The organism is Streptomyces sp. NPDC028314 (assembly GCF_055565795.1).
The window spans coordinates 24,582-50,347 of sequence record NZ_JBVHTP010000002.1; the positions used below are offsets into that span (position 1 = coordinate 24,582).

Annotated in this window: 23 protein-coding genes and 6 tRNA genes; 12 read left to right on the forward strand and 17 right to left on the reverse strand. The window is 70.6% G+C overall.

The window, feature by feature from the left end; all coding sequences use genetic code 11:
- The 5 genes from ACZ4TG_RS04175 to ACZ4TG_RS04195 all read right to left on the reverse strand — a co-directional run.
- The coding region (locus tag ACZ4TG_RS04175; RefSeq protein WP_468159798.1) for a DEAD/DEAH box helicase at positions 1-2,071 on the reverse strand (2,071 nt) is incomplete at its 3' end.
- A 296-nt stretch (positions 2,072-2,367) separates the two neighbouring features.
- A complete protein-coding gene (locus tag ACZ4TG_RS04180) occupies positions 2,368-2,952 on the reverse strand; it encodes a hypothetical protein (protein WP_468159799.1) in 585 nt (194 codons plus the stop codon).
- Positions 2,953-3,042: 90 nt separating this feature from the next.
- On the reverse strand, positions 3,043-3,417 hold the full coding sequence (locus tag ACZ4TG_RS04185) for a fluoride efflux transporter FluC (RefSeq protein ID WP_468159800.1): 375 nt from the start codon (positions 3,415-3,417) through the stop codon (positions 3,043-3,045).
- Positions 3,414-3,887: a FluC/FEX family fluoride channel gene (locus tag ACZ4TG_RS04190; protein WP_468159801.1), complete on the reverse strand. Its 474-nt coding sequence runs from the start codon at positions 3,885-3,887 to the stop codon at positions 3,414-3,416. Before ACZ4TG_RS04190 ends, ACZ4TG_RS04185 begins: the two co-directional genes overlap by 4 nt.
- Positions 3,888-3,891: 4 nt before the next feature.
- Positions 3,892-4,242: a metallopeptidase family protein gene (locus ACZ4TG_RS04195; RefSeq protein WP_030012899.1), complete on the reverse strand. Its 351-nt coding sequence runs from the start codon at positions 4,240-4,242 to the stop codon at positions 3,892-3,894.
- 103 nt (positions 4,243-4,345) lie between these two features.
- Here ACZ4TG_RS04195 and ACZ4TG_RS04200 point away from each other — a divergent pair.
- The 3 genes from ACZ4TG_RS04200 (at position 4,346) to ACZ4TG_RS04210 (ending at position 4,627) form a co-directional block, all read left to right on the forward strand.
- A tRNA-Glu gene (locus ACZ4TG_RS04200) sits at positions 4,346-4,418 on the forward strand.
- Between the two features lie 39 nt (positions 4,419-4,457).
- A tRNA-Asp gene (locus ACZ4TG_RS04205) sits at positions 4,458-4,531 on the forward strand.
- Between the two features lie 22 nt (positions 4,532-4,553).
- A tRNA-Phe gene (locus tag ACZ4TG_RS04210) sits at positions 4,554-4,627 on the forward strand.
- A 44-nt stretch (positions 4,628-4,671) separates the two neighbouring features.
- Here the strand turns inward: ACZ4TG_RS04210 and ACZ4TG_RS04215 are convergent.
- The 3 genes from ACZ4TG_RS04215 to ACZ4TG_RS04225 all read right to left on the reverse strand — a co-directional run bounded on the left by ACZ4TG_RS04215 (position 4,672) and on the right by ACZ4TG_RS04225 (position 6,759).
- Positions 4,672-5,514, reverse strand: coding sequence for a cytochrome c biogenesis CcdA family protein (locus ACZ4TG_RS04215; RefSeq protein ID WP_468159802.1), 843 nt, complete (start codon positions 5,512-5,514; stop codon positions 4,672-4,674).
- Positions 5,511-6,242: a DsbA family protein gene (locus ACZ4TG_RS04220; protein WP_468159803.1), complete on the reverse strand. Its 732-nt coding sequence runs from the start codon at positions 6,240-6,242 to the stop codon at positions 5,511-5,513. Before ACZ4TG_RS04220 ends, ACZ4TG_RS04215 begins: the two co-directional genes overlap by 4 nt.
- A gap of 61 nt (positions 6,243-6,303) precedes the next feature.
- The gene (locus ACZ4TG_RS04225) at positions 6,304-6,759 is read right to left on the reverse strand and encodes a hypothetical protein (RefSeq protein WP_468159804.1); all 456 of its coding nucleotides are present in this window, start codon (positions 6,757-6,759) and stop codon (positions 6,304-6,306) included.
- A 118-nt stretch (positions 6,760-6,877) separates the two neighbouring features.
- On the opposite strand from ACZ4TG_RS04225, the gene hrpA reads away from it, so the two are divergent.
- Both hrpA and ACZ4TG_RS04235 read left to right on the forward strand, forming a co-directional pair.
- Complete coding sequence (gene hrpA / locus ACZ4TG_RS04230) at positions 6,878-10,825, forward strand: ATP-dependent RNA helicase HrpA (RefSeq protein WP_468159805.1); 3,948 nt, start codon at positions 6,878-6,880, stop codon at positions 10,823-10,825.
- A gap of 94 nt (positions 10,826-10,919) precedes the next feature.
- Positions 10,920-10,993 (forward strand) — tRNA-Asp (locus ACZ4TG_RS04235).
- Between the two features lie 668 nt (positions 10,994-11,661).
- Here the strand turns inward: ACZ4TG_RS04235 and bldC are convergent.
- A complete protein-coding gene (gene bldC, locus ACZ4TG_RS04240) occupies positions 11,662-11,868 on the reverse strand; it encodes a developmental transcriptional regulator BldC (protein WP_003949541.1) in 207 nt (68 codons plus the stop codon).
- Between the two features lie 547 nt (positions 11,869-12,415).
- Positions 12,416-13,270 carry a DUF8083 family protein gene (locus tag ACZ4TG_RS04245; protein WP_468159806.1) on the reverse strand — a complete coding sequence of 285 codons (855 nt, stop codon included), beginning with the start codon at positions 13,268-13,270 and terminating at the stop codon, positions 12,416-12,418.
- Between the two features lie 229 nt (positions 13,271-13,499).
- Between ACZ4TG_RS04245 and ACZ4TG_RS04250 the strand changes: the two genes are divergently transcribed.
- Together ACZ4TG_RS04250 and ACZ4TG_RS04255 are read left to right on the forward strand one after the other, a co-directional pair.
- The gene (locus tag ACZ4TG_RS04250; protein WP_468159807.1) at positions 13,500-14,594 is read left to right on the forward strand and encodes a Leu/Phe/Val dehydrogenase; all 1,095 of its coding nucleotides are present in this window, start codon (positions 13,500-13,502) and stop codon (positions 14,592-14,594) included.
- Positions 14,595-14,885: 291 nt separating this feature from the next.
- Positions 14,886-15,152, forward strand: coding sequence for a DUF3073 domain-containing protein (locus ACZ4TG_RS04255; RefSeq protein ID WP_468159808.1), 267 nt, complete (start codon positions 14,886-14,888; stop codon positions 15,150-15,152).
- An 87-nt stretch (positions 15,153-15,239) separates the two neighbouring features.
- Here the strand turns inward: ACZ4TG_RS04255 and purM are convergent, their stop codons facing one another.
- Positions 15,240-16,310, reverse strand: coding sequence for a phosphoribosylformylglycinamidine cyclo-ligase (gene purM / locus ACZ4TG_RS04260; RefSeq protein ID WP_468159809.1), 1,071 nt, complete (start codon positions 16,308-16,310; stop codon positions 15,240-15,242).
- 136 nt (positions 16,311-16,446) lie between these two features.
- Positions 16,447-17,964 (reverse strand): amidophosphoribosyltransferase, encoded by a 1,518-nt coding sequence (gene purF / locus ACZ4TG_RS04265; RefSeq protein ID WP_468159810.1) that lies wholly within the window; start codon positions 17,962-17,964, stop codon positions 16,447-16,449.
- Positions 17,965-18,124: 160 nt separating this feature from the next.
- On the opposite strand from purF, the gene ACZ4TG_RS04270 reads away from it, so the two are divergent.
- Together ACZ4TG_RS04270 and ACZ4TG_RS04275 are read left to right on the forward strand one after the other, a co-directional pair.
- Entirely contained in the window at positions 18,125-18,223 is a 99-nt protein-coding gene (locus ACZ4TG_RS04270; protein ID WP_468159811.1) for a putative leader peptide, read from the forward strand.
- 228 nt (positions 18,224-18,451) lie between these two features.
- Entirely contained in the window at positions 18,452-19,885 is a 1,434-nt protein-coding gene (locus tag ACZ4TG_RS04275) for a sulfatase family protein (RefSeq protein WP_468159812.1), read from the forward strand.
- A 31-nt stretch (positions 19,886-19,916) separates the two neighbouring features.
- Here the strand turns inward: ACZ4TG_RS04275 and ACZ4TG_RS04280 are convergent, their stop codons facing one another.
- The 5 genes from ACZ4TG_RS04280 to purS form a co-directional block, all read right to left on the reverse strand.
- Positions 19,917-20,714, reverse strand: a complete 798-nt coding sequence (locus ACZ4TG_RS04280; protein WP_468159813.1) for an META domain-containing protein — start codon at positions 20,712-20,714, stop codon at positions 19,917-19,919.
- A gap of 36 nt (positions 20,715-20,750) precedes the next feature.
- Positions 20,751-21,542 (reverse strand): maleylpyruvate isomerase family mycothiol-dependent enzyme, encoded by a 792-nt coding sequence (locus ACZ4TG_RS04285; RefSeq protein WP_468159814.1) that lies wholly within the window; start codon positions 21,540-21,542, stop codon positions 20,751-20,753.
- 93 nt (positions 21,543-21,635) lie between these two features.
- Positions 21,636-23,885, reverse strand: coding sequence for a phosphoribosylformylglycinamidine synthase subunit PurL (gene purL, locus ACZ4TG_RS04290; RefSeq protein ID WP_468159815.1), 2,250 nt, complete (start codon positions 23,883-23,885; stop codon positions 21,636-21,638).
- Entirely contained in the window at positions 23,882-24,562 is a 681-nt protein-coding gene (gene purQ, locus ACZ4TG_RS04295) for a phosphoribosylformylglycinamidine synthase subunit PurQ (protein ID WP_468159816.1), read from the reverse strand. The genes purL and purQ overlap by 4 nt, the downstream gene beginning before the upstream one ends.
- Before the next feature lie 2 nt (positions 24,563-24,564).
- Complete coding sequence (gene purS, locus ACZ4TG_RS04300; RefSeq protein ID WP_008740952.1) at positions 24,565-24,816, reverse strand: phosphoribosylformylglycinamidine synthase subunit PurS; 252 nt, start codon at positions 24,814-24,816, stop codon at positions 24,565-24,567.
- 320 nt (positions 24,817-25,136) lie between these two features.
- On the opposite strand from purS, the gene ACZ4TG_RS04305 reads away from it, so the two are divergent.
- The 3 genes from ACZ4TG_RS04305 to ACZ4TG_RS04315 all read left to right on the forward strand — a co-directional run bounded on the left by ACZ4TG_RS04305 (position 25,137) and on the right by ACZ4TG_RS04315 (position 25,766).
- Positions 25,137-25,454, forward strand: a complete 318-nt coding sequence (locus ACZ4TG_RS04305) for a histone-like nucleoid-structuring protein Lsr2 (protein ID WP_468159817.1) — start codon at positions 25,137-25,139, stop codon at positions 25,452-25,454.
- 88 nt (positions 25,455-25,542) lie between these two features.
- Positions 25,543-25,614, forward strand: a tRNA-Gly gene (locus ACZ4TG_RS04310).
- A 79-nt stretch (positions 25,615-25,693) separates the two neighbouring features.
- Positions 25,694-25,766: transfer RNA gene (locus ACZ4TG_RS04315), tRNA-Gly, on the forward strand.

Sequence of the window (25,766 nt, forward strand, 5' to 3'; positions counted from 1 at the left end):
GGCGGAAGCCGCCACGGTCGCCACCGCGGTCGTCACGGTTGAAGCCGCCCGAGGGACGGTCGCCACCGGAACGGAAACCACCGGACGGACGGTCGTCACGGCGGAAGCCGCCACGGTCGCCACCGCGGTCACCGCGGTCGTCTCGGTTGAAGCCACCGGAGGGACGGTCGTCGCGACGGAAGCCGCCACCACGGTTGTCGTCACGGCGGTCGCCGCCGGAGCGGAAGCCGCCCGAGGGACGGTCGTCGCGGCGGAAGCCGCCACGGTCGCCACCGCGGTCGTCACGGTTGAAGCCGCCCGAGGGACGGTCGCCACCGGAACGGAAACCACCGGACGGACGGTCGTCGCGACGGAAGCCGCCACGGTCGCCACCGCGGTCACCGCGGTCACCCCGGTCGTCACGGCGGAAGCCGCCGCGGTCGCCGCCACGGTCACCCCGGTCGTCACGACGGTTGTCGCGGCGCTCGAAGTTGCCCCGGTCGTCACGGCGCTCGAAGGTGCGCTCCTGGACGACGGGCTCGGCCACGGCAGCCGCGACCTCGGCCACGGCGGCCTCGACGACCTCGGCGACAGCGGCCTCCGGGTCCTCGCCGCGCTCACGGGCGGAACGGGCGACGAGGCGGTCGGCCTCCTCGCGCAGCTCCACGGCACGGCGCGACAGGCGCTCCAGCTGCTTGGTGAGGTCGGCGACCTCGCGCTCGGCCTGCTTGGCGGCGTTGTTCGCGGAGTCGGCCTGGACCTGGGTCAGCGAACGCGCACCGGTGATCTCGGCGACCTCCGGGTCGAAGGCGCCGACGCCCTGGACGATGTGGCGCGAGGCGTCGACGCCCGCGTCCTCCATCAGGCGGAAGATCTGGCGGCGCTGGTGCGGGAGCGCCAGCGACACGACGACACCGGACTTGCCGGCGCGGGCGGTACGGCCCGAGCGGTGCAGGTAGTCCTTGTGGTCGCCGGCCGGGTCCACGTTCAGGACCAGGTCGATGCCGTCGACGTGGATGCCGCGGGCGGCGACGTCGGTGGCGACGAGCGCGTTGACGTAGCCGTCCTTGAAGTCGGCGAGGACGCGGGTACGGGCGCCCTGCGTCATGCCGCCGTGCAGCGCGTCGGCCTTCACGCCGGACTCGATGAGCTGCTCGGCGATGCGGTCGGCGCCCAGCTGGGTGCGGACGAAGATGATCGTGCGGCCCTTGCGGGCGGCGATCGCGGCCGTGACCGGCGCCTTGTCCTTCGGCTTCACGACGAGGACGTGGTGGGTCATGGTCGTGACGTTGCCCTGGGCGCTGTCGACCTCGTGCGTGACCGGGTTGGTCAGGTAGCGCTTGACCAGGGTGCCGATCTCGTTCTCCATGGTGGCGGAGAAGAGCATGCGCTGGCCGCCGCCGGGGATCTGGTCGAGCAGCTCGGTGACCTCGGGCAGGAAGCCCAGGTCGGCCATCTGGTCGGCCTCGTCGAGGACGGCGACCTGGACGTTGGCGAGCGAGCAGGCGCCGCGGTTGATGATGTCGCGCAGACGGCCCGGGGTGGCGACGAGGACGTCGACGCCGCGCTCCAGGGCGTAGATCTGGTTGCTCATCGAGGTGCCGCCGCAGACGACCTTCATCTTCAGGCCGAGCACGTCGCCGTAGGGCTGAAGGGCGTCCGCGACCTGCATCGCGAGCTCACGCGTCGGCGTGAGGATGATGGCGCGGGGCTTCTTCTTCTCGGTGTGGCCGCCGGCCAGCGAGGCCAGGGTCGGCAGACCGAAGGAGAGGGTCTTGCCGGAGCCGGTGCGGCCGCGGCCGAGGATGTCCTTGCCGGCCAGGGCGTCCGGGATGGTCGCGGCCTGGATCGGGAAGGGGCTGGTGACACCGTTCTGCGCGAGCTTGCGCACGATGCCCTCGGGCAGACCGAGGTCGCCGAAGGTGATGGTGGGCTCGGCGTCCGCGGCGTCGGCCTCGGCGTCGAAGGACTGGTCGGTCGTCACGTCGGCCTCAAGAGCCTCGATGATCTCGTCGGCCTGTGCGGCCTCGATGGCCTCGGTGACCACGAGGGTCTCGGCGTCGACGATCTCGTTGGAGTCGTTCTCGGGCATGACGGCACGGTCAGAACTGGAAATGGACATGCGAAATGCGAAACCTTCCGGAGTCTCGGCACGCGCCCAAACTCCGTGAATCGCAAATCGACCGCCTCAATGCGGTCAGCCACGGCTAGGGAGAGTACGCGCCACACGGCGCTCTTCGGATTCGGCGCCGGGCAATGGGATCAAACGATCTATAACCATACGCACCCTCCCCCGGGTCTGGCAAGTCGCTCCCTCGAAAAGGCCTCTGACCTGCGGCGATACTCCGAGGAGGGCCCGGGCGAAAGTCACCCGACGGGCCGGTACGCCTATCCGCCGGACGGAGTACTGGGCTCCGGCTGGGGCGGGGTGGGCGCCGGCGGCGTGGGTTCCGTCACAGGCGGTTCGGGCGTGGGCTCCACCACAGGCGGAGTGGGGTTCGACCCTCCGGACCCCCCGGATCCGCCGGAACCCGATCCGCCGCCCGAGCCCGACCCGCCTGCCCCGGAACCGGAGCCCGACCCCGAGCCGCCGCCGGACCCGGAACCTCCGCCGGAGGGCTGCTGCGGCCCCTGGCCGCCCGCCCCGCCGCCGGGACCGGCCGACGGCGAGGGGACTCCGGGCTTGCCGGCCGGCGCGCCCGCGCTGGGCGAGGCTCCGGTCGCGCCGGAGGCCTTGCCCGGCTCACCGGCCTTGCCGTCCGCCGTACCGTCCTTCGAGCCGTGGCCGTTGCCGTGGACCCCGGAGCCCCGCCCGGCGACCGCGCCGGCGGTGGCTCCCGGGGCGTCCTTGCCGCCCACCGAGGAGGAAGGCCCTGGCTTCGCGGCGTCCTCGCCGACACTCATGCAGCCGGCCGATGCCGCGACCGCGATCGCGGTGACGGCCAGTCGGAGGGAAGCGGACAACTGGCGCACGGGTGGCACCTCCGGGACGGGAAGCAGGGGAGCGGTCCGCATGAGCGGGTCAATGAGCCCAACTCCCTTTACCCCGTAAGAGACACGCCCTCAGCCGAAGAGCGCGCCCGCCACCCGGGACCCCAGGTGCACGGCGCCCAGCCCCACCAGCACCGATGCCAGGACGTTCGCCACGGCCAGGAACCGCGCCCCGCGCTCGGCCAGCCGCAGGGTCTCGTACGAGAAGGTCGAGTAGGTGCTGAGCGTCCCGCACAGCCCCGTCCCCAGCAGCAGGCTCAGCCGCGAGGAGCCCGCCCCGGCCAGTACGGCCCCGGTCAGCGCGCCGAGCAGCAGACAGGCGCCGGCGTTGACCACGAAGGTCCCCCACGGGAAGACCGAGTCGTGCCTCGCCTGCACCGCCCGGTCGGTCAGGTAGCGCAGCGGCGCCCCGACGACCGCGCCCGCGACCACGAGCAGCCAGTTCACGCGCGGCCCCGCAGTGCCAGCCGGGTCACCGACGCGGCCGCCCAGACCGCCCCCAGCGCGGCCGTCAGGGTGAGCCCGGCGTAGGCCAGGGCGGTGGCGGCCTCACCCGTGTCGAGCAGCCGGGAGAAGTCCATCGCGTACGTGGAGAAGGTGGTGAAGCCGCCGAGCACCCCGGTCCCGGCGAAGGGCCGCAGCAGCGGGTGCGGCGGCGTCCGGCCGCTCTCGCCGGTCGCCGCCATGAGGACGCCGATCAGCGCGCAGCCCACGACGTTGGTCCAGAAGGTGGCCCACGGAAAGGCGCCGGGGCCGGCCGGCCACAGCAGCGACAGCCCGTACCGCGCCGAGGCGCCCACCGCCCCGCCGGCCATGACGGCCGCGAGGACCGGGCCCTGCCGTTCGGTCCGCTGCTGCGGTACGTGGAGATCGACATCGGGGTCGATCGCCTCGGCCCCCTCGACCGGCCGGGTCACCGGCTCACCCGTAGCCCAGGGCGTGCAGCCGTTCGTCGTCGATCCCGAAGTGGTGGGCGATCTCGTGGACCACGGTGACCTCCGTCTCCGCGACCACGCTCTCCCGGTCCTCGCACATCCGCAAGGTGGGGTTGCGGTAGATCGTGATCCGGTCCGGCAGCACCCCGGCGTACCACTCGCCGCGGTCGGTCAGCGGGGTCCCCTCGTAGAGCCCGAGGAGCTCGGGATCGTCGGCGGGCGGCTCGTCCTCGACGAAGACCGCCACGTTGTCCATCAGCCGCGTGAGCTCCGGCGGAATGCGGTCCAGGGCCTCTGCGACGAGCTCTTCGAACTCCTCGCGCGTCATCTCCAGCACCCCGTCATTGTCGCTCCGGGGGAAACCGTTTTGGCGATAGCTCCCCGGATCCCATATGCTTCTCACGTCCCCGACGCGCTGAGAAGTGCCCGGCGGGCCTTTAGCCCTCATCGTCTAGTGGCCCAGGACGCCGCCCTTTCAAGGCGGTAGCACGGGTTCGAATCCCGTTGGGGGTACGCAACACCATGTGCGAGACTTCGGTCTTGCACAAACCAGGTCCTGTGGAGCAGTTGGTTAGCTCGCCACCCTGTCAAGGTGGAGGTCGCGGGTTCAAGTCCCGTCAGGATCGCTGAGACCGGAAACGGTCTCGTGGCTGGGTAGCTCAGTTGGTACGAGCGATCGCCTGAAAAGCGATAGGTCGCCGGTTCGACCCCGGCCCCAGCCACCGGAAAGAAGGCCCCCGTCCATCGGACGGGGGCCTTCTTGGTCTCACTCCCCCTCGGCCCGCTCCGCCACCCGGTCCCTGCGGCGCCACTGCACCAGGGCGACCGCCGCAGCCCCGGCGGCGACCAGCCCGAGCAGCGCCCAGTCCGGGACCCTGCCGGCCATCGAGCGCACCCACTGCTCCACGGCGTACGAGTCGTCCACGTCGAGCAGCCCGGGCAGTGCGCTCGCCCCGTCGTAGACCAGGAACAGCGCGCCCAGGGTGATGAAGAACAGCCCGGACAGCACCGAGGTGGTGTGCAGCTCGAAGCGGCCCACCGGGACGGTGCGGCCGCGCAGCCAGCGCTTGCGGCCCAGGTCGAAGCGCTCCCACAGCAGGGCCAGCAGGAACAGCGGCAGGGCCATCCCCAGCGCGTACACGGCCAGCAGCAGACCGCCGTAGACCGGGCTGCCGCTGACGGCGGCCACGGTCAGGACGCTGCCCAGGATCGGCCCGGCGCAGAAGCCGGCCAGCCCGTAGACCGCGCCCAGGGCGTACACCGACAGGGCGGTGGTCGGCCGGATCCTGCCGGAGAGCTCCGCGATGCGCCGGGAGGCGAAGCCGAGGCCCAGGATCTGCGCGACCCCGAGCGCGATGATCAGCCAGCCGCCGGCCAGGACGAGCCCGTCGCGGTTGCCGTGGAAGAACCGCCCTGCGTACGAGCCCGCCGCGCCCAGTGGTACGAGGGTGCTCGCGAGGCCCGCGTAGAAGATCCCGGTCCGGGCCAGCAGCCGGGAGGAGGAGTCGATCGAGTACGCGAAGAAGGCGGGCAGCAGCAGTGCGCTGCACGGGCTGAGCAGCGCGAGGAGGCCGCCCAGCAGGGCGGCCAGGTATCCGATGCCGGTCACCGCTGCGCCGCCGCCTTGGCCCGGGCGATGGCGGCCGTGAAGGCGTCGAGGGGCTGCGCGCCGGCGATGGGCTGCCCGTTGACCAGGAAGGACGGGGTGGAGGAGACGCCGATCCGGTAGCCCTCCTCCTGGTCCTTGCGCAGCGCCTCGGCGGCCCGCTCCCCGGCCATGTCCTTCTTGAAGCGCTCCAGGTCGGGCACTCCGGCCTGCCGCGCGAGCTCGGTCAGCCGGGCCTCGCCGAAGCCCTTCTCCTTGGCTCCTTCGGCGTACGCGGCCTCGTGGAACTGGCTGAACCGGTCCTGCTGCCCCGCCGCCCAGGCGGCCTTGGCGGCGGCCTCGGAGTCGGCGCCGAAGATCGGGAAGTTGCGCCACTCGATGCGCAGGGTGCCGTCCTCGACGTACTTCTTCACCAGTTCGGGTTCGGTGTCCCGGGCGAACTTGCCGCAGTAGCCGCACTTGAAGTCGGAGTACTCGATCAGCACCACGGGCGCGTCGGCGCGGCCCGCCGCGAGCTTGTCGCCGGCCTCTCGGCGGGCCAGTTTCAGCAGCTCGGCGTGGGCCTCGGGCTCGGGCTCCAGCGCGGAGGAGGAAGAGGAGGAGGAGCCGGTGCTGCCGCCGTCGCCCCGCTTCTCGGGGGCGGTGGCCTGCCAGGAGACCAGGCCGAGGGTGACGGCGGCGATCGCGACCCCGGCGGAGATCAGCAGGGGTTTGCGGGTGGAAGAGGACATGCGGGTGCTCCAGAGCGGCAACGAGGGGTGAGGGTGGACCGGGCGAAGACGACCGGTCCTCCTAGACCCGCATCACGGAGAGCTCCGGCGGACCGGGCGCCGGCAGGTCCGGCCCGCGTACGAGGACCCGTACGGGCACCGTCCGGCAGCCGGGCGCCTGCTCCGCCGCGGGCCGCGCGAGGGGCGCGTACCCGTGCTCGCCGGAGCCGCGCGGCGGGGTGGCCGGCGGCCGGTCGTGGTCCGGAGCCCCGGGGGCGCAGGCCGGCCCCCGGCCCGCGTCCGCCGGGGCCGCGTGAGCCCAGGCCGCGTGGGCCCGGGCCGGGACGACCCGGGGCGCGTCGGGGGCCACGGTGAGGACCGGCTTCCCCGGGCTCGCGGGGGCGGCGGCTCGTACCGACGCGCCCTGCCCGGACGCCGCGGCCGGCGCGGAGCCACCGCCCGGCCACCCCGCGCCGACCGCCGGCAGCACCGCGAGGAGGGCGCCGAGCAGGCACCACACGGCGCGGACGCGGGACATGGCGGGCCTCTCACTCGTACGGCGGGTCGGTTCAGGCGATCTCGTCCCGGAATGGTACGGGGAGGGGGCACAAATGCGTTCGCCACCCGGCACTCCCGGGTGAGATCCTCGACCAGGTATGTCTACTTCCTTCGCCGCCCTGCAGACGCTTCTCGGTGAGATCTCCCTCCGCGATGCGCACCGCCTCGGCCGCCGCCTCGAAGGCGCCCGCCGCATCCGCAAGCCCGAGGCCAAGCAGGCCGTGCTCGACGAGATCGCCGCGGAGGCCGAGAAGGCCGCCGCGCGTCTGGCCGGCCGTGCCTCGCGCAAGCCCGAGGTCACGTATCCCGAGAACCTTCCCGTCAGCCAGAAGAAGGACGAGATCGCCGAGGCGATACGCGACCACCAGGTCGTGATCGTCGCGGGCGAGACCGGCTCCGGCAAGACCACGCAGATCCCCAAGATCTGCATGGAGCTGGGGCGCGGTGTCCGGGGCATGATCGGGCACACCCAGCCCCGCCGGATCGCGGCCCGCACGGTCGCGGAGCGGATCGCGGAGGAGCTGAAGTCCGAGATCGGGCAGACGGTCGGCTGGAAGGTCCGGTTCACCGACCAGGTGGACCAGGACGCGACCTTCGTCAAGCTGATGACGGACGGCATCCTGCTCGCGGAGATCCAGACGGACCGCGAGCTGCGCGCGTACGACACGATCATCATCGACGAGGCCCACGAGCGGTCCCTGAACATCGACTTCCTGCTCGGCTACCTGGCCACGCTGCTGCCGAAGCGCCCCGACCTCAAGGTCGTCATCACCTCGGCGACCATCGATCCGGAGCGGTTCTCCCGGCACTTCGGGGACGCGCCGATCGTCGAGGTCAGCGGCCGGACGTATCCGGTCGAGGTCCGCTACCGCCCGCTCCTGGAGGAGGAGGGCGACGACAGCGACCGGGACCAGATCACGGCGATCTGCGAGGCCGTGGACGAGCTCCAGTCCGAGGGGCCGGGCGACATCCTGGTCTTCCTCTCCGGCGAGCGAGAGATCCGCGACACCGCGGACGCGCTCAACAAGCGGAATCTTCCCCGCGCCGGAGGCGCTTATGGGCACAGCACAGAGGTCCTCCCCCTGTACGCGCGCCTCTCGCACGCCGAGCAGCACCGGGTCTTCCAGCAGCACACCGGTCGCCGCATCGTCCTCGCGACGAACGTCGCCGAGACCTCGCTGACGGTCCCCGGCATCAAGTACGTGATCGACCCGGGCACCGCCCGCATCTCCCGCTACAGCCACCGCACCAAGGTCCAGCGGCTGCCCATCGAGCGGATCTCGCAGGCCAGCGCCAACCAGCGCAAGGGCCGCTGCGGCCGTACGAGCGACGGCATCTGCATCCGGCTGTACTCGGAGGACGACTTCCTCTCCCGTCCGGAGTTCACGGACGCCGAGATCCTGCGGACGAACCTGGCCTCCGTCATCCTGCAGATGACCGCGGCCGGCCTGGGCGAGATCGAGAAGTTCCCCTTCATCGACCCGCCGGACCACCGCAACATCCGCGACGGCGTCCAGCTGCTCCAGGAGCTCGGGGCGCTGGACCCGGGCGAGAAGGACCACACCAAGCGGCTCACACCCATGGGCCGCCAGCTCTCCCAGCTCCCCGTGGACCCGCGCCTGGCGCGCATGGTCGTGGAGGCGGACAAGAACAACTGCGTCCGCGAGGTCATGGTCATCGCGGCGGCCCTGTCCATCCAGGATCCGCGCGAGCGGCCCTCGGACAAGCAGACGCAGGCCGACCAGAACCACGCCCGCTTCAAGGACGAGACGAGCGACTTCCTCTCGTTCCTGAACATGTGGCGCTACGTCCGGGAGCAGCAGAAGGAGCGGGGTTCCTCGTCCTTCCGCCGGATGTGCAAGCAGGAGTACCTGAACTTCCTGCGGATCCGCGAGTGGCAGGACATCTACTCGCAGCTGCGTACGGTCGCCAAGACGATGGGCATCCACGTCAACGAGGCCGACGCCCCCGAGACGAGCGTGCACATCTCGCTGCTGGCCGGCCTGCTGTCGCACATCGGGCTCAAGGACACCGACAAGAACGAGTACCTGGGCGCCCGGTCGGCCAAGTTCGCGATCTTCCCCGGCTCGTCGCTCTTCAAGAAGCAGCCGAAGTTCCTGATGTCGGCGGAGCTGGTGGAGACCTCGCGGCTGTGGGCGCGGGTGAACGCCAAGGTCGAGCCGGAGTGGGTCGAGCCGCTCGCACAGCACCTGATCAAGCGCACGTACAGCGAGCCGCACTGGGAGAAGGACCAGGCGGCCGTGATGGCGTACGAGAAGGTCACGCTGTACGGCGTGCCGATCGTCGCGCAGCGGAAGATCAACTACGGCCGGATCGACGCCGAGGTGTCGCGGGAACTGTTCATCCGCAACGCGCTGGTCGAGGGCGACTGGCGGACCCATCACAAGTTCTACGCCGACAACCGCAAGCTCCTCACCGAGGTGGAGGAGCTGGAGAACCGGGCCCGGCGCCGCGACATCGTGGTGGACGACGAGACCCTCTTCGACTTCTACGACCAGCGGATCCCCGAGCACGTGGTCTCCGGGGCGCACTTCGACTCCTGGTGGAAGCACAAGAAGCGGGACGAGCCCGAACTGCTCGACTTCGAGCGCGAGATGCTGCTCACGGAGAAGGCGGCCGGGGTCACCAAGGCCGACTATCCGGACTCCTGGGTGCAGGGGCGGCTGAAGTTCCGGGTGACCTACCAGTTCGAGCCCGGCGCGGACGCGGACGGTGTCACCGTGCACGTTCCGCTCCAGGTGCTGAACCAGGTCACGGACGAGGGCTTCGACTGGCAGATCCCGGGCCTGCGGGAGGAGGTCGTCACGGAGTTGATCCGCTCCCTGCCGAAGCCGATCCGCCGGCACTACGTTCCCGCGCCGAACTACGCGACCCGCTTCCTGGCCACGGCCCATCCGATGCAGGAGCCCCTGCACGTGACGCTGGCCCGGGAGCTGCACCGGATGGTCGGGGTCCCGGTCTCCGCCGCCGACTTCGACCTGAGCCGGATCCCGGAACACCTGAAGATCACCTTCCGGATCGTCGACGAGCGGCGCAAGAACCTCGCCGAGGACAAGGACCTGGAGGCCCTGAGGCTCAAGCTCAAGCCGAAGGCCCGCCAGGCCCTCTCCAAGGCCGCCGCGGCCACCGCCGAGCGGGCGGGCGGGGAGTCGGTGGAGCGGTCCGGGCTGACCGACTGGACCATCGGGACGCTGAGCAGGGTCTTCGAGACCCGCAGGGCCGGCCAGCCGGTGAAGGCGTACCCGGCGCTGGTCGACGCGGGGGCGACCGTGGACGTACGCCTCTTCGACACGGAGGCCGAGCAGCAGCGGGCGATGTGGCTGGGCACCCGGAAGCTGATCCTCCTCAACATTCCGGTGAACCCGGCGAAGTTCGCGTCGGACAAGCTGACGAACCAGCAGAAGCTGGCCCTCTCGCGCAATCCGCACGGCTCGATCCAGGCGCTGTTCGACGACTGCGCGACGGCGGCGACCGACAGGCTGATCGCGGACCACGGCGGTCCGGCCTGGGACGAGGCGGGCTTCCGCAAGCTCTACGACGGGGTCCGGGCCGACCTGGTGGACACGACCGTACGGACGGTGGGCCAGGTCCAGCAGGTGCTGGCGGCCTGGCAGGCGTGCGAGCGGCGGCTGAAGGCCACCAACAGCCTGGCGCTGGTGGCCAACCTCCAGGACGTGAAGACGCAGCTGGCGGCGCTGATGCCGGCCGGCTTCGTGACGCTGACCGGCCTCAAGCGGCTGCCGGACCTGATGCGCTACCTGGTGGCGATCGACCGGCGGCTCCAGCAGATGCCGACGGGCGTCCAGCGCGACACCACGCGCATGGAGAAGGTCCACGAGATGCGGGACGAGTACCTGTGGCTGCTGGAGCAGCTGCCGAAGGGCCGGCCCGTGCCCGACGCGGTCACCGAGATCCGCTGGATGATCGAGGAACTGCGGGTCAGTTACTTCGCGCACGCCCTCGGGACGGCGTACCCGATCTCCGACAAGCGGATCGTGAAGGCGGTGGACGCGGCGGCCCCGTGATCGGGTTCGGCCGCACCCCTTGGGCTCGGGTTCGACTGCACCCCCTGAGCTGCTGTACAGTCTGATTCGCAGCCGCCAAACGGCAGCAAATCAAGGACCTGTGGAGCAGTTGGTTAGCTCGCCACCCTGTCAAGGTGGAGGTCGCGGGTTCAAGTCCCGTCAGGTTCGCAGAAACGTCAGGGCCCGTATCCCTCAGGGGATACGGGCCCTGACGCGTTGGTGCCCGTACGACCGCCGCGGCGGGGCGAGGGAGGGCGCAGGAGGGCCCGGGAGGCGCGGCCGTCTGCGGAACTCCTGAGGCTCGCGGGACGGTCGGGGGCCCGTAGATCATGGACACGCCCCCGGAAGGCGCCCAGAGGGGCCCTGACGGCCTCCCCGGGCGCGGCCGACGCCATCCCGCCCGACTTCCCCGCCGCCGCCCGGTCACGTCGCGTACGCGCCCGCGCCGCCGGGCCGTCGGCCAAGGCGGACAAAATCCCCCATCCGCATGAGGCGCTCTGTCGCGCACGTCCCCTTACGGGGTGCATTGCCGGATGTACAAGAGTGATCAGCTGTGACGGGTGTCACCACATGAGTTTTTGAGACTCGCACATTTATCGCAGGCATACGCTGCCTCGATTTAATATGTGCAATGGCACCCACCTCGCCGGCGCCCCTCGAACCTCGCGATACCAGCCCGTGTCCGGGCATAAAAAAAGATCGCGCTGGACCCGGCGGAGTCCAGCGCGATCGAACAGCCAAACCTGTTGGGGCAGGTCGGGCTGTTTGAAGCCTGTGGGTTTCATCGGATTGGGGGACCCGATTCAGACCCGGTAAAAAGGTCCTGCTTGCGAGCCTCAGGCCTCGCTGCGCTGCTGCGGAATTCCCGCGAGCAGTGCGCGAACCTCAGCCTCGCGGTAACGGCGGTGTCCACCCAGGGTGCGGATGGACGTGAGCTTGCCAGCCTTGGCCCAGCGGGTGACCGTCTTCGGGTCCACGCGGAACATCGTGGCAACCTCAGCCGGGGTCAGCAGCGGCTCGGCATCAGGGGTGCGAGCGGTCATGAGCGGCCTCCTCGGGAGAACCGAACCATCTCGGTTCTTTCCTCTAAATTCTGCACCTTGGCCCGCGTTGCCCGAAATGGACATACGCAGGCCGAGTCGGTTATAGGACGAACGGCTTGTCCTCGGCACTACAACTACACCATCCGTCCAGCCTCGACGGCCAAACCGATGGAATTGCCCTCCGAGGTGTTCATCAGCGGCGGAAGCCGATGGACCGCCCCATAACGGACAGTCACCCCACTGTGACGATCAGTCACAGAGCGATCAGGAGTCGTCAGACCCCCCATAGAGTGCAATACCGAGCATTCCGCCCTTAGTTAGACGGAAGGAACCCTCCCCGGACTCCTTGTCCTATTTTGGCACGAGGGTAGGGGAAGGGCGCAAGGGTGTAGATAGTGCGGTCCGTCACGCTTGGGCCAATGGCCCGTATCGGGACGTAGGTCCTGGCACTAAGGCCCCAATACCGTGATCAAGCCTCTGATCAGCGACTTATGGCCGATCGGACGATACGGGCGATACGGCGGGCACCGCTAGGGGTCCGGGAGGCCTAATTGGCGAACAGTCTCTCCCGGACCGCCCGCCAGCGCTCCGCCAGCTCCCCGTACGTCGCCGCCGCGCCCTCCCGGTCCCCGGTCCGCAGCTCCTCGATCCCCCGCGCCAGGTCGCGCGCCGAGCGGTCGCCGCAGAGCCCGGCCTCCGGCAGCGCGTGCAGCAGTCCGCCGTAGTCCAGCTCGACCATGGAGCGCGGGTGGAACTCCTCCAGCCAGCTGCCGACCTCCACCAGCCCCTCGGCGAGCATCCCGTACCCCTCCGCCGCGCGCAGGGTCCGCAGACCCCGCGCGAGCCGCCGCCGGGCCTGCACCATCGGGGTCCGGTAGCGCAGCCGCTCGCCCGGCAGGTACTCCCGCTCCTCGTCGGCCACCAGCACGAACCAGCGCAGCGGCACCTGCCAGACCCCGGTGCGGATCCACGGACGGCCGTCCGGGTTCCGCTCGCGCCAGGCCCCGTACTCCTCGGTCGCCCGGCGGCGGGACGCCGGGGGCAGCGCCGCGTCGAGCACCGGGCGCGGGAACGACTCGACCAGCTCCTGGAGCGCCAGCCACCCGCGCAGCCTGGTCCGCCAGGGGCAGACCAGCAGCACCCCGTCCAGCTCCACCGTGAAGGCGTCGGCGCTCTCGTGCGCCGGGACCCCGGCCACGGGCACCCGGACCAAGTCCGCCAGCGACCGGCGCAGTTCGTCCTGGGCGGTCGGGGCGACCCCGCGCCGGGCGTAGTCGGCCCAGTGCGTGCGCTCCGGTTCCTGAAACGCCGCCAGGGGCTCGTAGACGCGCAGGTAGGAGGCGTACGGGACGGTCGGCGCGGGGCGCGCGGAGGGCAGCCGGGGGTCGGGGGATTCGCTCACGCTCTCGTACTCCCCCGCCCCGCCCGGCGGTACTCCGGCCGGGGGGCCCGAGGTCACCCGGCTCGTGGGCCGCACAAGCCGCCGGTCGCGAAAAGGACCCGGGAATGTTCCGATCCCCGGACAGGAGGAGTGCGCGGGGCCCTCAGGTCTTACGCTGCTCCCAGCACGCCCTCCCCCACCCGCAGGGCGGGCGTCATTCCGCCGCATCTCTTCCATGGGAGTCACCACCGTGACCGAAATGACCGACGGCGTCCTGCACACCCTGTTCCGCACGGAGCAGGGCGGCCACGAGCAAGTCGTGCTGTGTCAGGACCGAGCCTCCGGACTCAAGGCTGTCATCGCCCTCCACTCGACCGCCCTGGGCCCCGCCCTCGGCGGCACGCGCTTCCACGCGTACGCCTCCGACGAGGAGGCCGTCCTCGACGCGCTGAACCTCGCGCGCGGCATGTCGTACAAGAACGCCCTCGCCGGTCTCGACCACGGCGGCGGCAAGGCCGTGATCATCGGCGACCCGGACGTCATCAAGAGCGAGGAACTGCTGCTGGCCTACGGCCGGTTCGTGGAGTCCCTCGGCGGCCGCTACGTGACGGCCTGCGACGTCGGCACGTACGTCGCGGACATGGACGTGGTCGCGCGCGAGACCCGCTGGGCGACCGGCCGCTCCCCCGAGAACGGCGGCGCGGGCGACTCCTCGGTGCTCACCTCGTACGGCGTCTTCCAGGGCATGCGCGCGAGCGCCCAGCACCTGTGGGGCGACCCGACCCTGCGCGGCCGCAAGGTCGGCATCGCGGGCGTCGGCAAGGTCGGCCGGCACCTGGTGGAGCACCTGCTGGAGGACGGCGCCGAGGTCGTGATCACGGACGTCCGCCGGGAGTCCGTGCAGGAGATCCTCGACCGGCACCCGGGCAAGGTCACCGCCGTCGCCGACACGGACGAGCTGATCCGCGTCGAGGGCCTCGACATCTACGCCCCGTGCGCCCTGGGCGGCGCGCTCAACGACGCCTCGGTGCCGGTACTGACCGCAAAGGTCGTCTGCGGCGCGGCGAACAACCAGCTCGCGCACCCGGGTGTGGAGAAGGACCTCGCGGACCGCGGGATCCTCTACGCGCCCGACTACGTCGTCAACGCGGGCGGGGTCATCCAGGTCGCCGACGAGCTGCACGGCTTCGACTTCGACCGGTGCAAGGCCAAGGCCTCGAAGATCTTCGACACCACGCTGGCGATCTTCGCACGTGCGAAGGAAGACGGTATTCCGCCGGCCGCCGCTGCCGACCGGATCGCCGAGCAGCGGATGGCGGACGCGCGCGCCGCACGCGCGGTCTGACCCTGCGGCGGGGGCCCCTCGGGACCCGCCGGAGACGCAGGGGAGACGGAACTCACTGCGCTTCGGCGGGTCGCCCGCCAGGAAAGGGTTAAAATCGCAGCTGACCAGCGAGTACGGGGTGTCTCGTTGGTTCTGCATCGGGGCGCGTCATGCGGGCGGCGTACCGTATGGCCGCGGAAGCAGGTACCGTTAAACCCCTACGGACGGTCTCTCCACGGAGAGCCCGCTCCGAACCATGAACGCGTGTCAGACTCTGGGGCCGTCGAGCCCCGTCACCGAGGGGGTCGAGCCATGGGGCGCGGCCGGGCCAAGGCCAAGCAGACAAAGGTCGCCCGCCAGCTGAAGTACAACAGCGGCGGGACTGACCTCTCGCGTCTGGCCAATGAGCTGGGCGCATCGCCGACAGAGCCGCTGCCCGTCAGCGCGCCGGTCGAGGTCGATGACGATCTGGATGACGAAGACGACCCGTACGCCAAGTACGCGGCTCTCTACAACGGCGATGACGACGAGGACGAGGACGAAGAGTCCGGTCCGTCGGCGCACCGTCGCGGCGCTTGACGCACAGAGCGTCTGCACTAGCTCAGAAGTCTCATACGTACTGAAACCCGGTCCAGGGCATTGCCCTCGACCGGGTTTCAGTGCTGCTCAGCTCGCGTAGGAACCGGTCAGGGTCGCACCCTCGGTGTGGTCGCCCCGGTCCAGGATCTCTCCCGCGACCCAGGCGTCGACGCCCCGGTCGGCCAGCGCGGTCAGGGCCACGTCCACCGACTCCTGCGGGACCACGGCCATCATGCCGACGCCCATGTTCAGGGTCTTCTCCAGCTCCAGCTGCTCCACCTGGCCGGCCTTGCCCACCAGGTCGAAGATCGCACCGGGCGCCCAGGTCGTACGGTCGACCGTGGCGTGCAGGTGGTCCGGGATCACCCGGGCCAGGTTCGCGGCGAGGCCGCCGCCCGTGATGTGCGAGTAGGCGTGGACCTCGGCCGTGCGGGTGAGGGCCATGCAGTCCAGCGAGTAGATCTTGGTCGGCTCCAGCAGCTCCTCGCCGAGGGTCCGGCCGAGCTCCTCGACGTGCTGGTCCAGGGACATCCCGGCACGGTCGAAGAGGACGTGACGGACCAGCGAGTACCCGTTCGAGTGAAGGCCGGACGATGCCATCGCGATGACGGCGTCACCCGTACGGATGCGATCCGCGCCCAGCAGCCGGTCGTACTCGACGACCCCGGTCCCGGCACCCGCGACGTCGAAGTCGTCCGGGCCCAGCAGACCCGGGTGTTCGGCGGTCTCGCCGCCCACCAGGGCGCAGCCGGCGAGGACACAGCCCTCGGCGATGCCCTTGACGATGGCCGCGACACGCTCGGGGTGGACCTTGCCGACGCAGATGTAGTCGGTCATGAAGAGCGGCTCGGCGCCGCAGACCACGATGTCGTCCATGACCATCGCGACCAGGTCGTGGCCGATGGTGTCGTACACGCCCAGCTGGCGGGCGATGTCGACCTTGGTGCCGACCCCGTCGGTGGCGGAGGCGAGCAGGGGGCGCTCGTACCGCTTGAGGGCGGAGGCGTCGAAGAGGCCGGCGAAACCGCCGAGGCCGCCGAGGACCTCGGGGCGCTGCGTCTTCTTCACCCACTCCTTCATGAGTTCGACGGCGCGGTCTCCCGCTTCGATGTCGACACCTGCTGCTGCGTAGCTGGCACCGGTGGTCTTCTCTGTCATGACAGGAGAGAGCTTTCGTGTCGTTACTGCGGGTGGTGCCGGGCCCTGGGAAAAGCCTGAAAGACAGGGCCGGGCGCAGGTCGAGCTGGGCCGAGCCGGTCCGCCCCGCCCGCGAGCGGGGCGGGTCGGACCCCGGCTACGGGCGCCGGAGCGCGTCGGCGGCGTCGGTACCGCCGGCGAGTTCGGTCTCCAGGAGCTGCTTGCCGAGGAGCTGCGGGTCGGGCAGGTCCATGGGGTACTCGCCGTCGAAGCAGGCACGGCAGAGGTTCGGCTTCTGGATGGTGGTCGCCTCGATCATCGCGTCGAGCGAGATGTACGAGAGCGAGTCCGCGCCCATCGAGGTGGCGATCTCGTCGACCGTCATGCCGTTGGCGATCAGCTCGGCCCGGGTGGCGAAGTCGATGCCGAAGAAGCACGGCCACTTCACCGGCGGCGAGGAGATCCGGATGTGGACCTCCGCCGCGCCGGCCTCGCGGAGCATCTTGACCAGGGCGCGCTGGGTGTTGCCGCGGACGATCGAGTCGTCGACGACGACGAGGCGCTTGCCCCGGATGACTTCCTTGAGGGGGTTGAGCTTGAGGCGGATGCCGAGCTGGCGGATCGTCTGCGAGGGCTGGATGAAGGTCCGGCCGACGTAGGCGTTCTTGACCAGGCCGGAGCCGTACGGGATCCCGCTGGCCTCGGCGTATCCGACGGCGGCGGGCGTGCCGGATTCCGGCGTCGCTATCACCAGGTCGGCCTCGACGGGGGCTTCCTTCGCGAGGCGCCGGCCCATCTCGACACGCGAGAGGTAGACGTTCCGGCCGGCGATGTCGGTGTCCGGGCGCGCCAGGTAGACGTACTCGAACACACAGCCCTTGGGCTTCGCTTCCGCGAAGCGGGAGCTGCGCAGGCCGTTCTCGTCGATCGCGATGAGCTCGCCCGGCTCGACCTCGCGGACGAAGCTGGCGCCGCAGATGTCGAGGGCGGCGGTCTCACTGGCGACCACCCAGCCGCGGTCGAGGCGGCCGAGGACCAGCGGGCGGATGCCCTGCGGGTCACGGGCGGTGTAGAGGGTTCCCTCGTCCATGAACACGAGCGAGAACGCACCCTTGACCTGCGGGAGGACCTTGGTGGCCGACTCCTCGATGGTCAGGGGCTTGCCGTCGTCGTCGACCTGGCCGGCCAGCAGCGCTGTGACCAGGTCGGTGTCATTGGTCGCCGCGACCTGGGTGGCGCGGCCGTCCTGACGGGGGAGGTCGGCGACCATCTCGGCAAGCTCGGCGGTGTTCACCAGGTTGCCGTTGTGACCCAGGGCGATAGAGCCGTGGGCGGTCGCGCGGAAAGTGGGCTGCGCGTTCTCCCAGACGGAGGCTCCGGTGGTCGAGTAGCGGGCGTGACCGACCGCGATATGACCCTGGAGCGAGCCGAGAGAGGTTTCGTCGAAGACCTGGGAAACGAGGCCCATGTCCTTGAAGACGAGGATCTGGGAACCGTTGCTCACAGCGATTCCCGCGGACTCTTGTCCACGGTGCTGTAGCGCATACAGTCCGAAGTAGGTGAGCTTGGCGACCTCTTCACCCGGAGCCCAGACACCGAAGACGCCGCAAGCGTCCTGGGGGCCCTTTTCGCCGGGGAGCAGGTCGTGGTTGAGTCGTCCATCACCACGAGGCACGCTTCCGAGTGTAGGCGAGATCGCCCACTGGTCCGAATTGGGGACTGCCAGGAAAAGTCACAGTGCGGACAGTCGGGTAACCCCTGCGGAGGGTGACTGTCTCGATATCCGGAATGCCCTGGTTGACAGCCAGCTGTCGATTCGTACAGGCTTCCGGCTCATGCAGCCTCTCGGTGACCGCACCGTCACCCTCGTCGAGCGCCGGCACGTGGACCTCGTCCGTGTCGCGAGCGCCATCTGTTGTTCCTCCCGGGCGTAGTTCCGCCCCGCGCCGTCGCGCGCCTTTTTCTCTTTTCCCAGCGCCCGTGCCCCGGGGCCCCGTGTCTCGGCGCGTCGCGCTGACTTCTGCCCCTGTGCCCTTCCCGCTGTGCCCTTTCCGTTGTGCCCTTCCCGCTGTGCCTTCTCGCCTCGCCTGAGCCTGCCCTGCCGTGCCGCGCGCCGTCCCGCGCAGCCCGGGGCGGCCGGCGGGCCATGCCTTGGAGTAGCTGTGACCTCGTCTGAATCCCGTCTGTCCCGGCGTGCCTTCGGCGGCGCCGTCGGTGTGAGCGCCGCCGCGGCGGCCGTGGGGCTGGGGAGCGCCGCGCCCGCTGCCGCGGCGCCCGCCGAAGCCCAGTTCCCGGGCCCCGGGGAAGGGGAGTTCAAGGCCGCGCGGGGGCGTCAGTCCCGGCGGCCGAACATCCTGTTCATCCTCGGCGACGACCTCGGCTGGGCGGACCTGTCCTCGTACGGATCCCCGCACATCAAGACCCCGAACCTGGACCGGCTCGCCCGCCAGGGGGTCCGGTTCACCGACGCGTACTCCGGCTCCGCGACCTGCTCCCCGACCCGGTTCAGCCTGTACACGGGCCGCTACCCGGGCCGCACCAAGGGCGGGCTCGCCGAGCCGATCGCCGACAAGTCCGCCGGGCTGGACCCCACGCACCCGACGCTGGCCTCCCTGCTGAAGGACTCCGGCTACGCCACCGCGCTGATCGGCAAGTGGCACGCCGGCTACCTGCCGGACTACAGCCCGACCAGGTCCGGCTGGGACGAGTTCTTCGGCAACTTCGGCGGGGCCCTGGAGTACTACTCCAAGCTGGGCCTGGGCGGCGAGTACGACCTCTACGAGGGCGACGCCGAGTACAAGGACCTGCGCTACTACACCCGGATCATCACCGAGCGGGCCAGCGAGTACGTCTCGCGCGACCACCACGGCAAGCCCTGGCTGCTGAACCTCAACTTCACCACCCCGCACTGGCCTTGGATCGCCGACGGGGACACCGCGGAGAGCGCCGAGATCGTCCGCCGGATCAAGGCGGGCGACGGCCGGGCGCTGTGGCACCAGGACGGCGGCTCGGTCGAGAAGTACAAGCAGATGGTCGAGGACCTGGACCGGTCGATCGGCACGGTGCTGGCGGCCCTGAAGCGCTCGGGCCAGGAGGACGACACCCTGGTGGTCTTCTCCAGCGACAACGGCGGCGAGCGCTTCTCGTACAACTGGCCGCTGTCGGGCAACAAGGCCTCCCTCCAGGAGGGCGGGATCCGGGTGCCGAACATCGTGCGCTGGCCCGCGCGCCTCGACGGCGGCCAGGTCAGCCACGTCCCGGTCTTCAGCCCGGACTGGACGGCGACCCTGCTGGAGCTGGCCGGGACCCGGCCGCACCGCGCCTACCCGCTGGACGGGGTGAGCCTGGCCGGATACCTGCTGCGCGGCGAGAAGGTCGCGGAGCGGAACCTGTTCTGGCGGGTGCGGGGCGAGCGGGCGCTGCGCCGCGGGGACTGGAAGTACTACCGCGGCAAGGCGGGCCAGGACCAGCTGTTCAACCTGGCCGGGGACATCCGCGAGCAGGCCGACAAGGCGGCCGTCGAGCCGGCCCGGCTGGCCCAGCTGCGGGCGGCCTGGGAGTCCGTCAACGCGGGGCTGCTGCCCTACCCGGCCTGACCCTTGCCGCCGCTGTGAGGCTCGGCGCGCGTCATTCCGCGGCGGAGGCCGCCCCGGCGGTCAGGCCCTTGCCGTCGGGGGCGGTCAGGGTCAGGGACCGGGCCTGGACCTTCCAGGTGAGCGGGCCGCTGCCGAACAGCTCGGTCAGCGTCCGCTCTACCTCGCCCGCCGGGCCCTCGCAGGCCATCCGGGTGGTGGTGAGCGGCCCGAAGGTGACCGCGGGACCGTCGACGGTGGCCTTGGCGCTGAACCGGTTGCAGCCGAGGGTGCCGCTCGCGGCGCCGTCGGCGGCGATGGTGAAGCGCGCCCTGCCGGCCGCCTCGGCCGGGACCGAGGCCGCGGTCTCCCCGCTGGTCAGGGAGTTCACGGTCCACTCGGTCACCGTGAGCGGGGCGTCCGCGGCCGGGGGCTTGGCGGTCATGGCGATGGTGCTCCCGTCGGCGGTCTTCAGGGTGAGCCGGTCGGGGCCCCGGTCGATGGTCAGCCGGCCGGTGAACAGCTTGGCGAACTCCGTCTCGAAGGCCTGGTCCTCGCAGGCCATGGCGGTCGTGGCGCCGGGGGTGACGGTCAGGGCGGAGGCGCCGTCGAGGACCACCTTCGCGGTGAACCCGTTGCAGCCGTAGTTGCCCTTGGCCTCGTCCTGCCCGATGTCGACGCGGGCGGCGTCCGGCGCGTGCAGGGTGCGGCCACCGGTGGTCAGGGACTCCACGGCCCAGGGGCCGACGGGGTCGGGGAGCGTACGTGCGGCGCCGTCCTCGGACTGGCCGCCGCACGCGGCGAGCGCGAGTACGAGCGCCAGGCCGGGCGGGAGGTTCCTGAGAATACGCATGCCGCTGGGACGAAGACGGCGCCCGGGCGGTTCCGCTCAGCTCATCAGCGGCAGCAGCGCGGACAGGTCGGCCCGCTCGCCACTGGCGCTGACCTGCGCCGCGTCGAGGGCCTCGGCCCATCCGGTACGGCCCGTCGCGAGCCGGACCCAGGTCAGCGGGTCGGTCTCCACCACGTTGGGCGGCGTGCCCCGGGTGTGCCGGGGCCCCTCGACGCACTGGACCACGGCGAAGGGCGGGATCCGCACCTCGACGGAGCCCCCGGGCGCTTTGAGGGCGAGGGAGTCGGCGAGCAGCCGGGTGCAGGCGGCCAGGGCCTGCCGCTCGATCGGGACGTCCAGTCCGGCGGCCCGGTTCAGGTCGTCGGTGTGGACCACCAACTCCACGGTGCGGGTGACCAGGAAGTCTGCGAGGGTCATGTCGCCGATCCACAGCTCCAGCACCCGGCTGCCCGGGTTGGCCTCCAGCGCCTCGGCCATCCGGGCGGCCGCCCGGTCGTAGAGCTCGGGCAGCGGGGGACCGGCGAGGGTCTCCCGGGCCGCCTCGGAGATCTTCCCGGCGAGGGAGGCGGTGGCGAAGGGCCACTCGACGGCGCTCAGTTCGGGGACGGCGGCGGACGGCCGGGCCAGCCCGCCCGCCAGCGAGTCCGCGATCCACGCGATGTGGGCGGCGAGTTCGGCCACGGACCACTCCCCGACCCCGCTGGGCCGGGCCAGCTGCTCGGGCCCCAGGTCCCGCACGCCCCGGGCGACATGCCCGAACTGCGCGGTGACGGCCGCGCGGATCTTCGCGGGGTCGTAGGTACGCGGCTTCTTCCTGACAGGCGGCATGGCCCGACCCTACCGGGGCCCCGAACGCCGGGCCCGGAACGCCGGGGCCCCCGCCCGGAGTGCTCCGGACGGGGGCTCGGGGACGTGGCGGGATCAGGCGAGCAGCGCCGGGATCGTCGCCTCGTGAGCGGTACGCAGCTCCGCGAGCGGAATCGTGAACTCGCCCTGGATCTCGATCTCCTCGCCGTCGACCACGCCGATCCGGGCGGCCGGCAGGCCCCGCGCACCGCACATGTCGGTGAAGCGGAGCTCCTCGCTGCGCGGGACGGCCACGACGGCCCGGCCCGCGGACTCGGAGAACAGGAAGGTGAAGGCGTCCAGGCCCTCCGGGACCACGATCCGCGCGCCGTTCCCGCCGCGCAGGCAGGACTCGGTGAGCGCCTGGATGACGCCGCCGTCGGACAGGTCGTGCGCGGCGTCGATCATGCCGTCGCGCGAGGCCGAGATCAGGATCTCGCCCAGCAGCTTCTCGCGGCCCAGGTCCACCTTGGGCGGCAGGCCGCCGAGGTGCTGGTGGACGACCTCGGACCAGGCCGAGCCGCCGAACTCCTCGGCGGTGTCGCCGAGCAGGTACAGCAGCTGGCCGGCTTCCTTGAACGCCATCGGCGTACGGCGGTTGACGTCGTCGATCACACCGAGGACCGCCACGACCGGGGTCGGGTGGATCGCGGTCTCGCCCGTCTGGTTGTACAGCGAGACGTTGCCGCCGGTCACCGGGGTGCCCAGCTCCAGGCAGCCGTCCGCGAGACCGCGGGTGGCCTCGGCGAACTGCCACATGACGTCCGGGTCCTCGGGCGAGCCGAAGTTCAGGCAGTCGGAGATGGCGAGCGGCTTGGCGCCGGTCGCGGCGACGTTGCGGTACGCCTCCGCCAGCGCGAGCTGCGCGCCCGTGTACGGGTCGAGCTTCGCGAAGCGGCCGTTGCCGTCGGTGGCCATGGCGACGCCGAGGTTGGTCTTCTCGTCGATGCGGACCATGCCCGCGTCCTCGGGCTGCGACAGGACGGTGTTGCCCTGCACGAAGCGGTCGTACTGGTCGGTGACCCACGACTTGGACGCCTGGTTCGGGGAGGAGACCAGGGCCAGGACCTGCGCGCGGAGCTCCTCGGAGGTCTGCGGGCGGGGCAGCTTGCCCGCGTCGTCCGCCTGGAGCGCGTCCTGCCAGGAGGGGCGCGCGTACGGGCGGTGGTAGGTCGGGCCCTCGTGGGCGACGGTGCCCGGGGGCACGTCCACGATCAGCTCGCCGTGCCAGTAGATCTCCAGCTGCTCGCCCTCGGTCACCTCACCGATGACGGTGGCGATGACGTCCCACTTCTCGCAGATCTCCATGAAGCGGTCGACGTGCTGCGGCTCGACGATCGCGCACATGCGCTCCTGCGACTCGCTCATGAGGATTTCCTCGGGCGAGAGGGTCGCGTCGCGCAGCGGGACGGTGTCCAGTTCCACGCGCATGCCGCCGGATCCGGCGGAGGCCAGCTCGGACGTGGCGCAGGAGAGCCCGGCGCCGCCGAGGTCCTGGATGCCCGCGACCAGCTTCTCCTTGAAGATCTCCAGGGTGCACTCGATGAGGAGCTTCTCCTGGAAGGGGTCGCCGACCTGGACGGCGGGGCGCTTGGTCGGCTTGGTGTCGTCGAAGGTCTCGGACGCGAGGACCGAGACGCCGCCGATGCCGTCGCCGCCGGTGCGGGCGCCGTAGAGGATGACCTTGTTGCCGGGGCCGGAGGCCTTGGCGAGGTGGATGTCCTCGTGCTTCATGACGCCGATGCAGCCGGCGTTGACCAGCGGGTTGCCCTGGTAGCAGGCGTCGAAGACGACCTCGCCGCCGATGTTGGGCAGGCCGAGGCAGTTGCCGTAGCCGCCGATGCCCGCGACCACGCCCGGCAGGACGCGCTTGGTGTCGGGGTGGTCGGCCGCGCCGAAGCGCAGCGGGTCCACGACCGCGATCGGGCGGGCGCCCATGGCCAGGATGTCCCGGACGATGCCGCCGATGCCGGTGGCCGCGCCCTGGTAGGGCTCGATGTACGAGGGGTGGTTGTGCGACTCGACCTTGAAGGTGACCGCGTAGCCCTGGCCGACGTCGACGACGCCGGCGTTCTCGCCGATGCCGACGAGCATGGCGTCGTTCTGCGGGACCTTCTCGCCGAACTGCTTCAGGTGGACCTTGCTGCTCTTGTACGAGCAGTGCTCGGACCACATGACCGAGTACATGGCGAGCTCGGCGCCGGTGGGGCGGCGGCCGAGGATCTCCCGGATGCGCGCGTACTCGTCCTCCTTGAGGCCGAGTTCCTTCCAGGGCTGCGCGGAGTCCGGGGTTTCGGTGGCGTTCTTGACGGTGTCGAGGCTCATGCGCTGACCAGCTTCTTCAGGACCGAGGTGAAGAACGGGAGGCCGTCGGTGCGGCCCGTCCCGATCAGCGGCTCGACCGCGTGCTCGGGGTGCGGCATGAGGCCGACGATGTTGCCCGCGGCGTTGGTGATGCCGGCGATGTCGCGCAGCGAGCCGTTCGGGTTGCCGTCCAGGTAGCGGAAGGCCACGCGGCCCTCGGCTTCCAGTTCGTCGAGCACGCGCTCGTCGGCGGTGTAACGGCCGTCCATGTTCTTGAGCGGTACGGAGATCTCCTGGCCGGCGGTGTAGTCGCCGGTCCACGCGGTCTCCGCGTTCTCCACCCGCAGCTTCTGGTCGCGGCAGATGAAGTGCAGGTGGTTGTTGCGGAGCATCGCCCCCGGCAGCAGGTGGGCCTCGGTGAGGACCTGGAAGCCGTTGCAGATGCCGAGGACGGGCATGCCGCCCTTGGCCTGCTCGATGATGGTCTCCATCACGGGCGAGAACCGGGAGATGGCCCCGGCGCGCAGGTAGTCCCCGTAGGAGAAGCCGCCCGCGAGGACGACCGCGTCGACCTGGTGCAGGTCCTTGTCGCGGTGCCACAGCGAGACCGGCTCGGCCCCCGCGAGGCGGATGGCGCGCAGCGAGTCACGGTCGTCGAGCGTTCCGGGGAACGTGACGACTCCGATGCGAGTGGTCACCGTCAGGCCTCGACCTTCACGGTGAAGTCTTCGATGACGGTGTTGGCGAGGAACGTTTCGGCCATCTTGTGGATGCGGTCGAGGGCGGCCTGGTCGACCGGTCCCTCCACCTCCAGTTCGAAGCGCTTCCCCTGGCGGACGTCGGCGATCCCCTCGAAGCCCAGACGCGGCAGTGCACGCTGCACCGCCTGGCCCTGGGGGTCGAGGATCTCCGGCTTGAGCATGACGTCGACTACGACGCGTGCCACTGGCACTCCCGTGTGGTGGTTGGTGCGAAGGCGGTTCCATCAGCGTACCCGGCCAAAATTTCTACGCGGGTAGATATACCTTGAGCATGATCCGGGACCGGTTTCAGCTTCACCAACGCTTCGCAAAATCCACCGGAAAACCACGTGCCCGGGATTGCGGCGGGACACGCGGAGAGAATTAACTGGGCTTCGCAATTCATTGGGAATCGCGGTACAAAGGAATCGGTCGGGATTCCGACGGATTGATGCATTGCTCCGAAACATCCACACAGGCGACATCACCGCATGTCAGCACGCGGTGACCTCGCACGAAGGGACCGATATCCGTGGCGCAGCGCGTAGTAGTCACGATCTCCGACGACATCGATGGCGGAGAAGCGGCGGAAACGGTCGTGTTCGCTCTGGACGGTAAGTCGTACGAGATCGACCTCAATGTGGCGAACGCAAAGAAACTGCGGAAGAGCCTCGCGCCCTTCGTGGCCGCCGGCCGGCGCCAGGCCCGCTCGGGGAAGACGTACAAGCACACCTCGATCGCGCCCGACCCGGCCGTCGTCCGGGCCTGGGCCCGGTCCAACCAGCACGAGGTGCCGCCGCGCGGCCGGATCCCCAAGCGCGTCTACGAGGCCTACAACGCTGCCCACTGACCCCGGATTTGCCATCCACCCCCTCTGATCGGCTAGTGTGTGGATCACGCCGAGGGGCGAGGCCGCAAGGTCGAGGCCCCGAAGTCGTGCGGGTGTAGTTCAGTAGCAGAACACCCCCCTTCCAGGGGGGAGGCGCAGTGTGCAATCCCTGTCACCCGCTCTGCACGCTTTACCGACCACGGTTGTGGATCAGGTAGAGTGATGCTCGCAGCGCACGGCACTTGTGCCGTGGGAAGCATGCGGACGTAGCTCAGTTGGTAGAGCACCACCTTGCCAAGGTGGATGTCGCGCGTTCGAGTCGCGTCGTCCGCT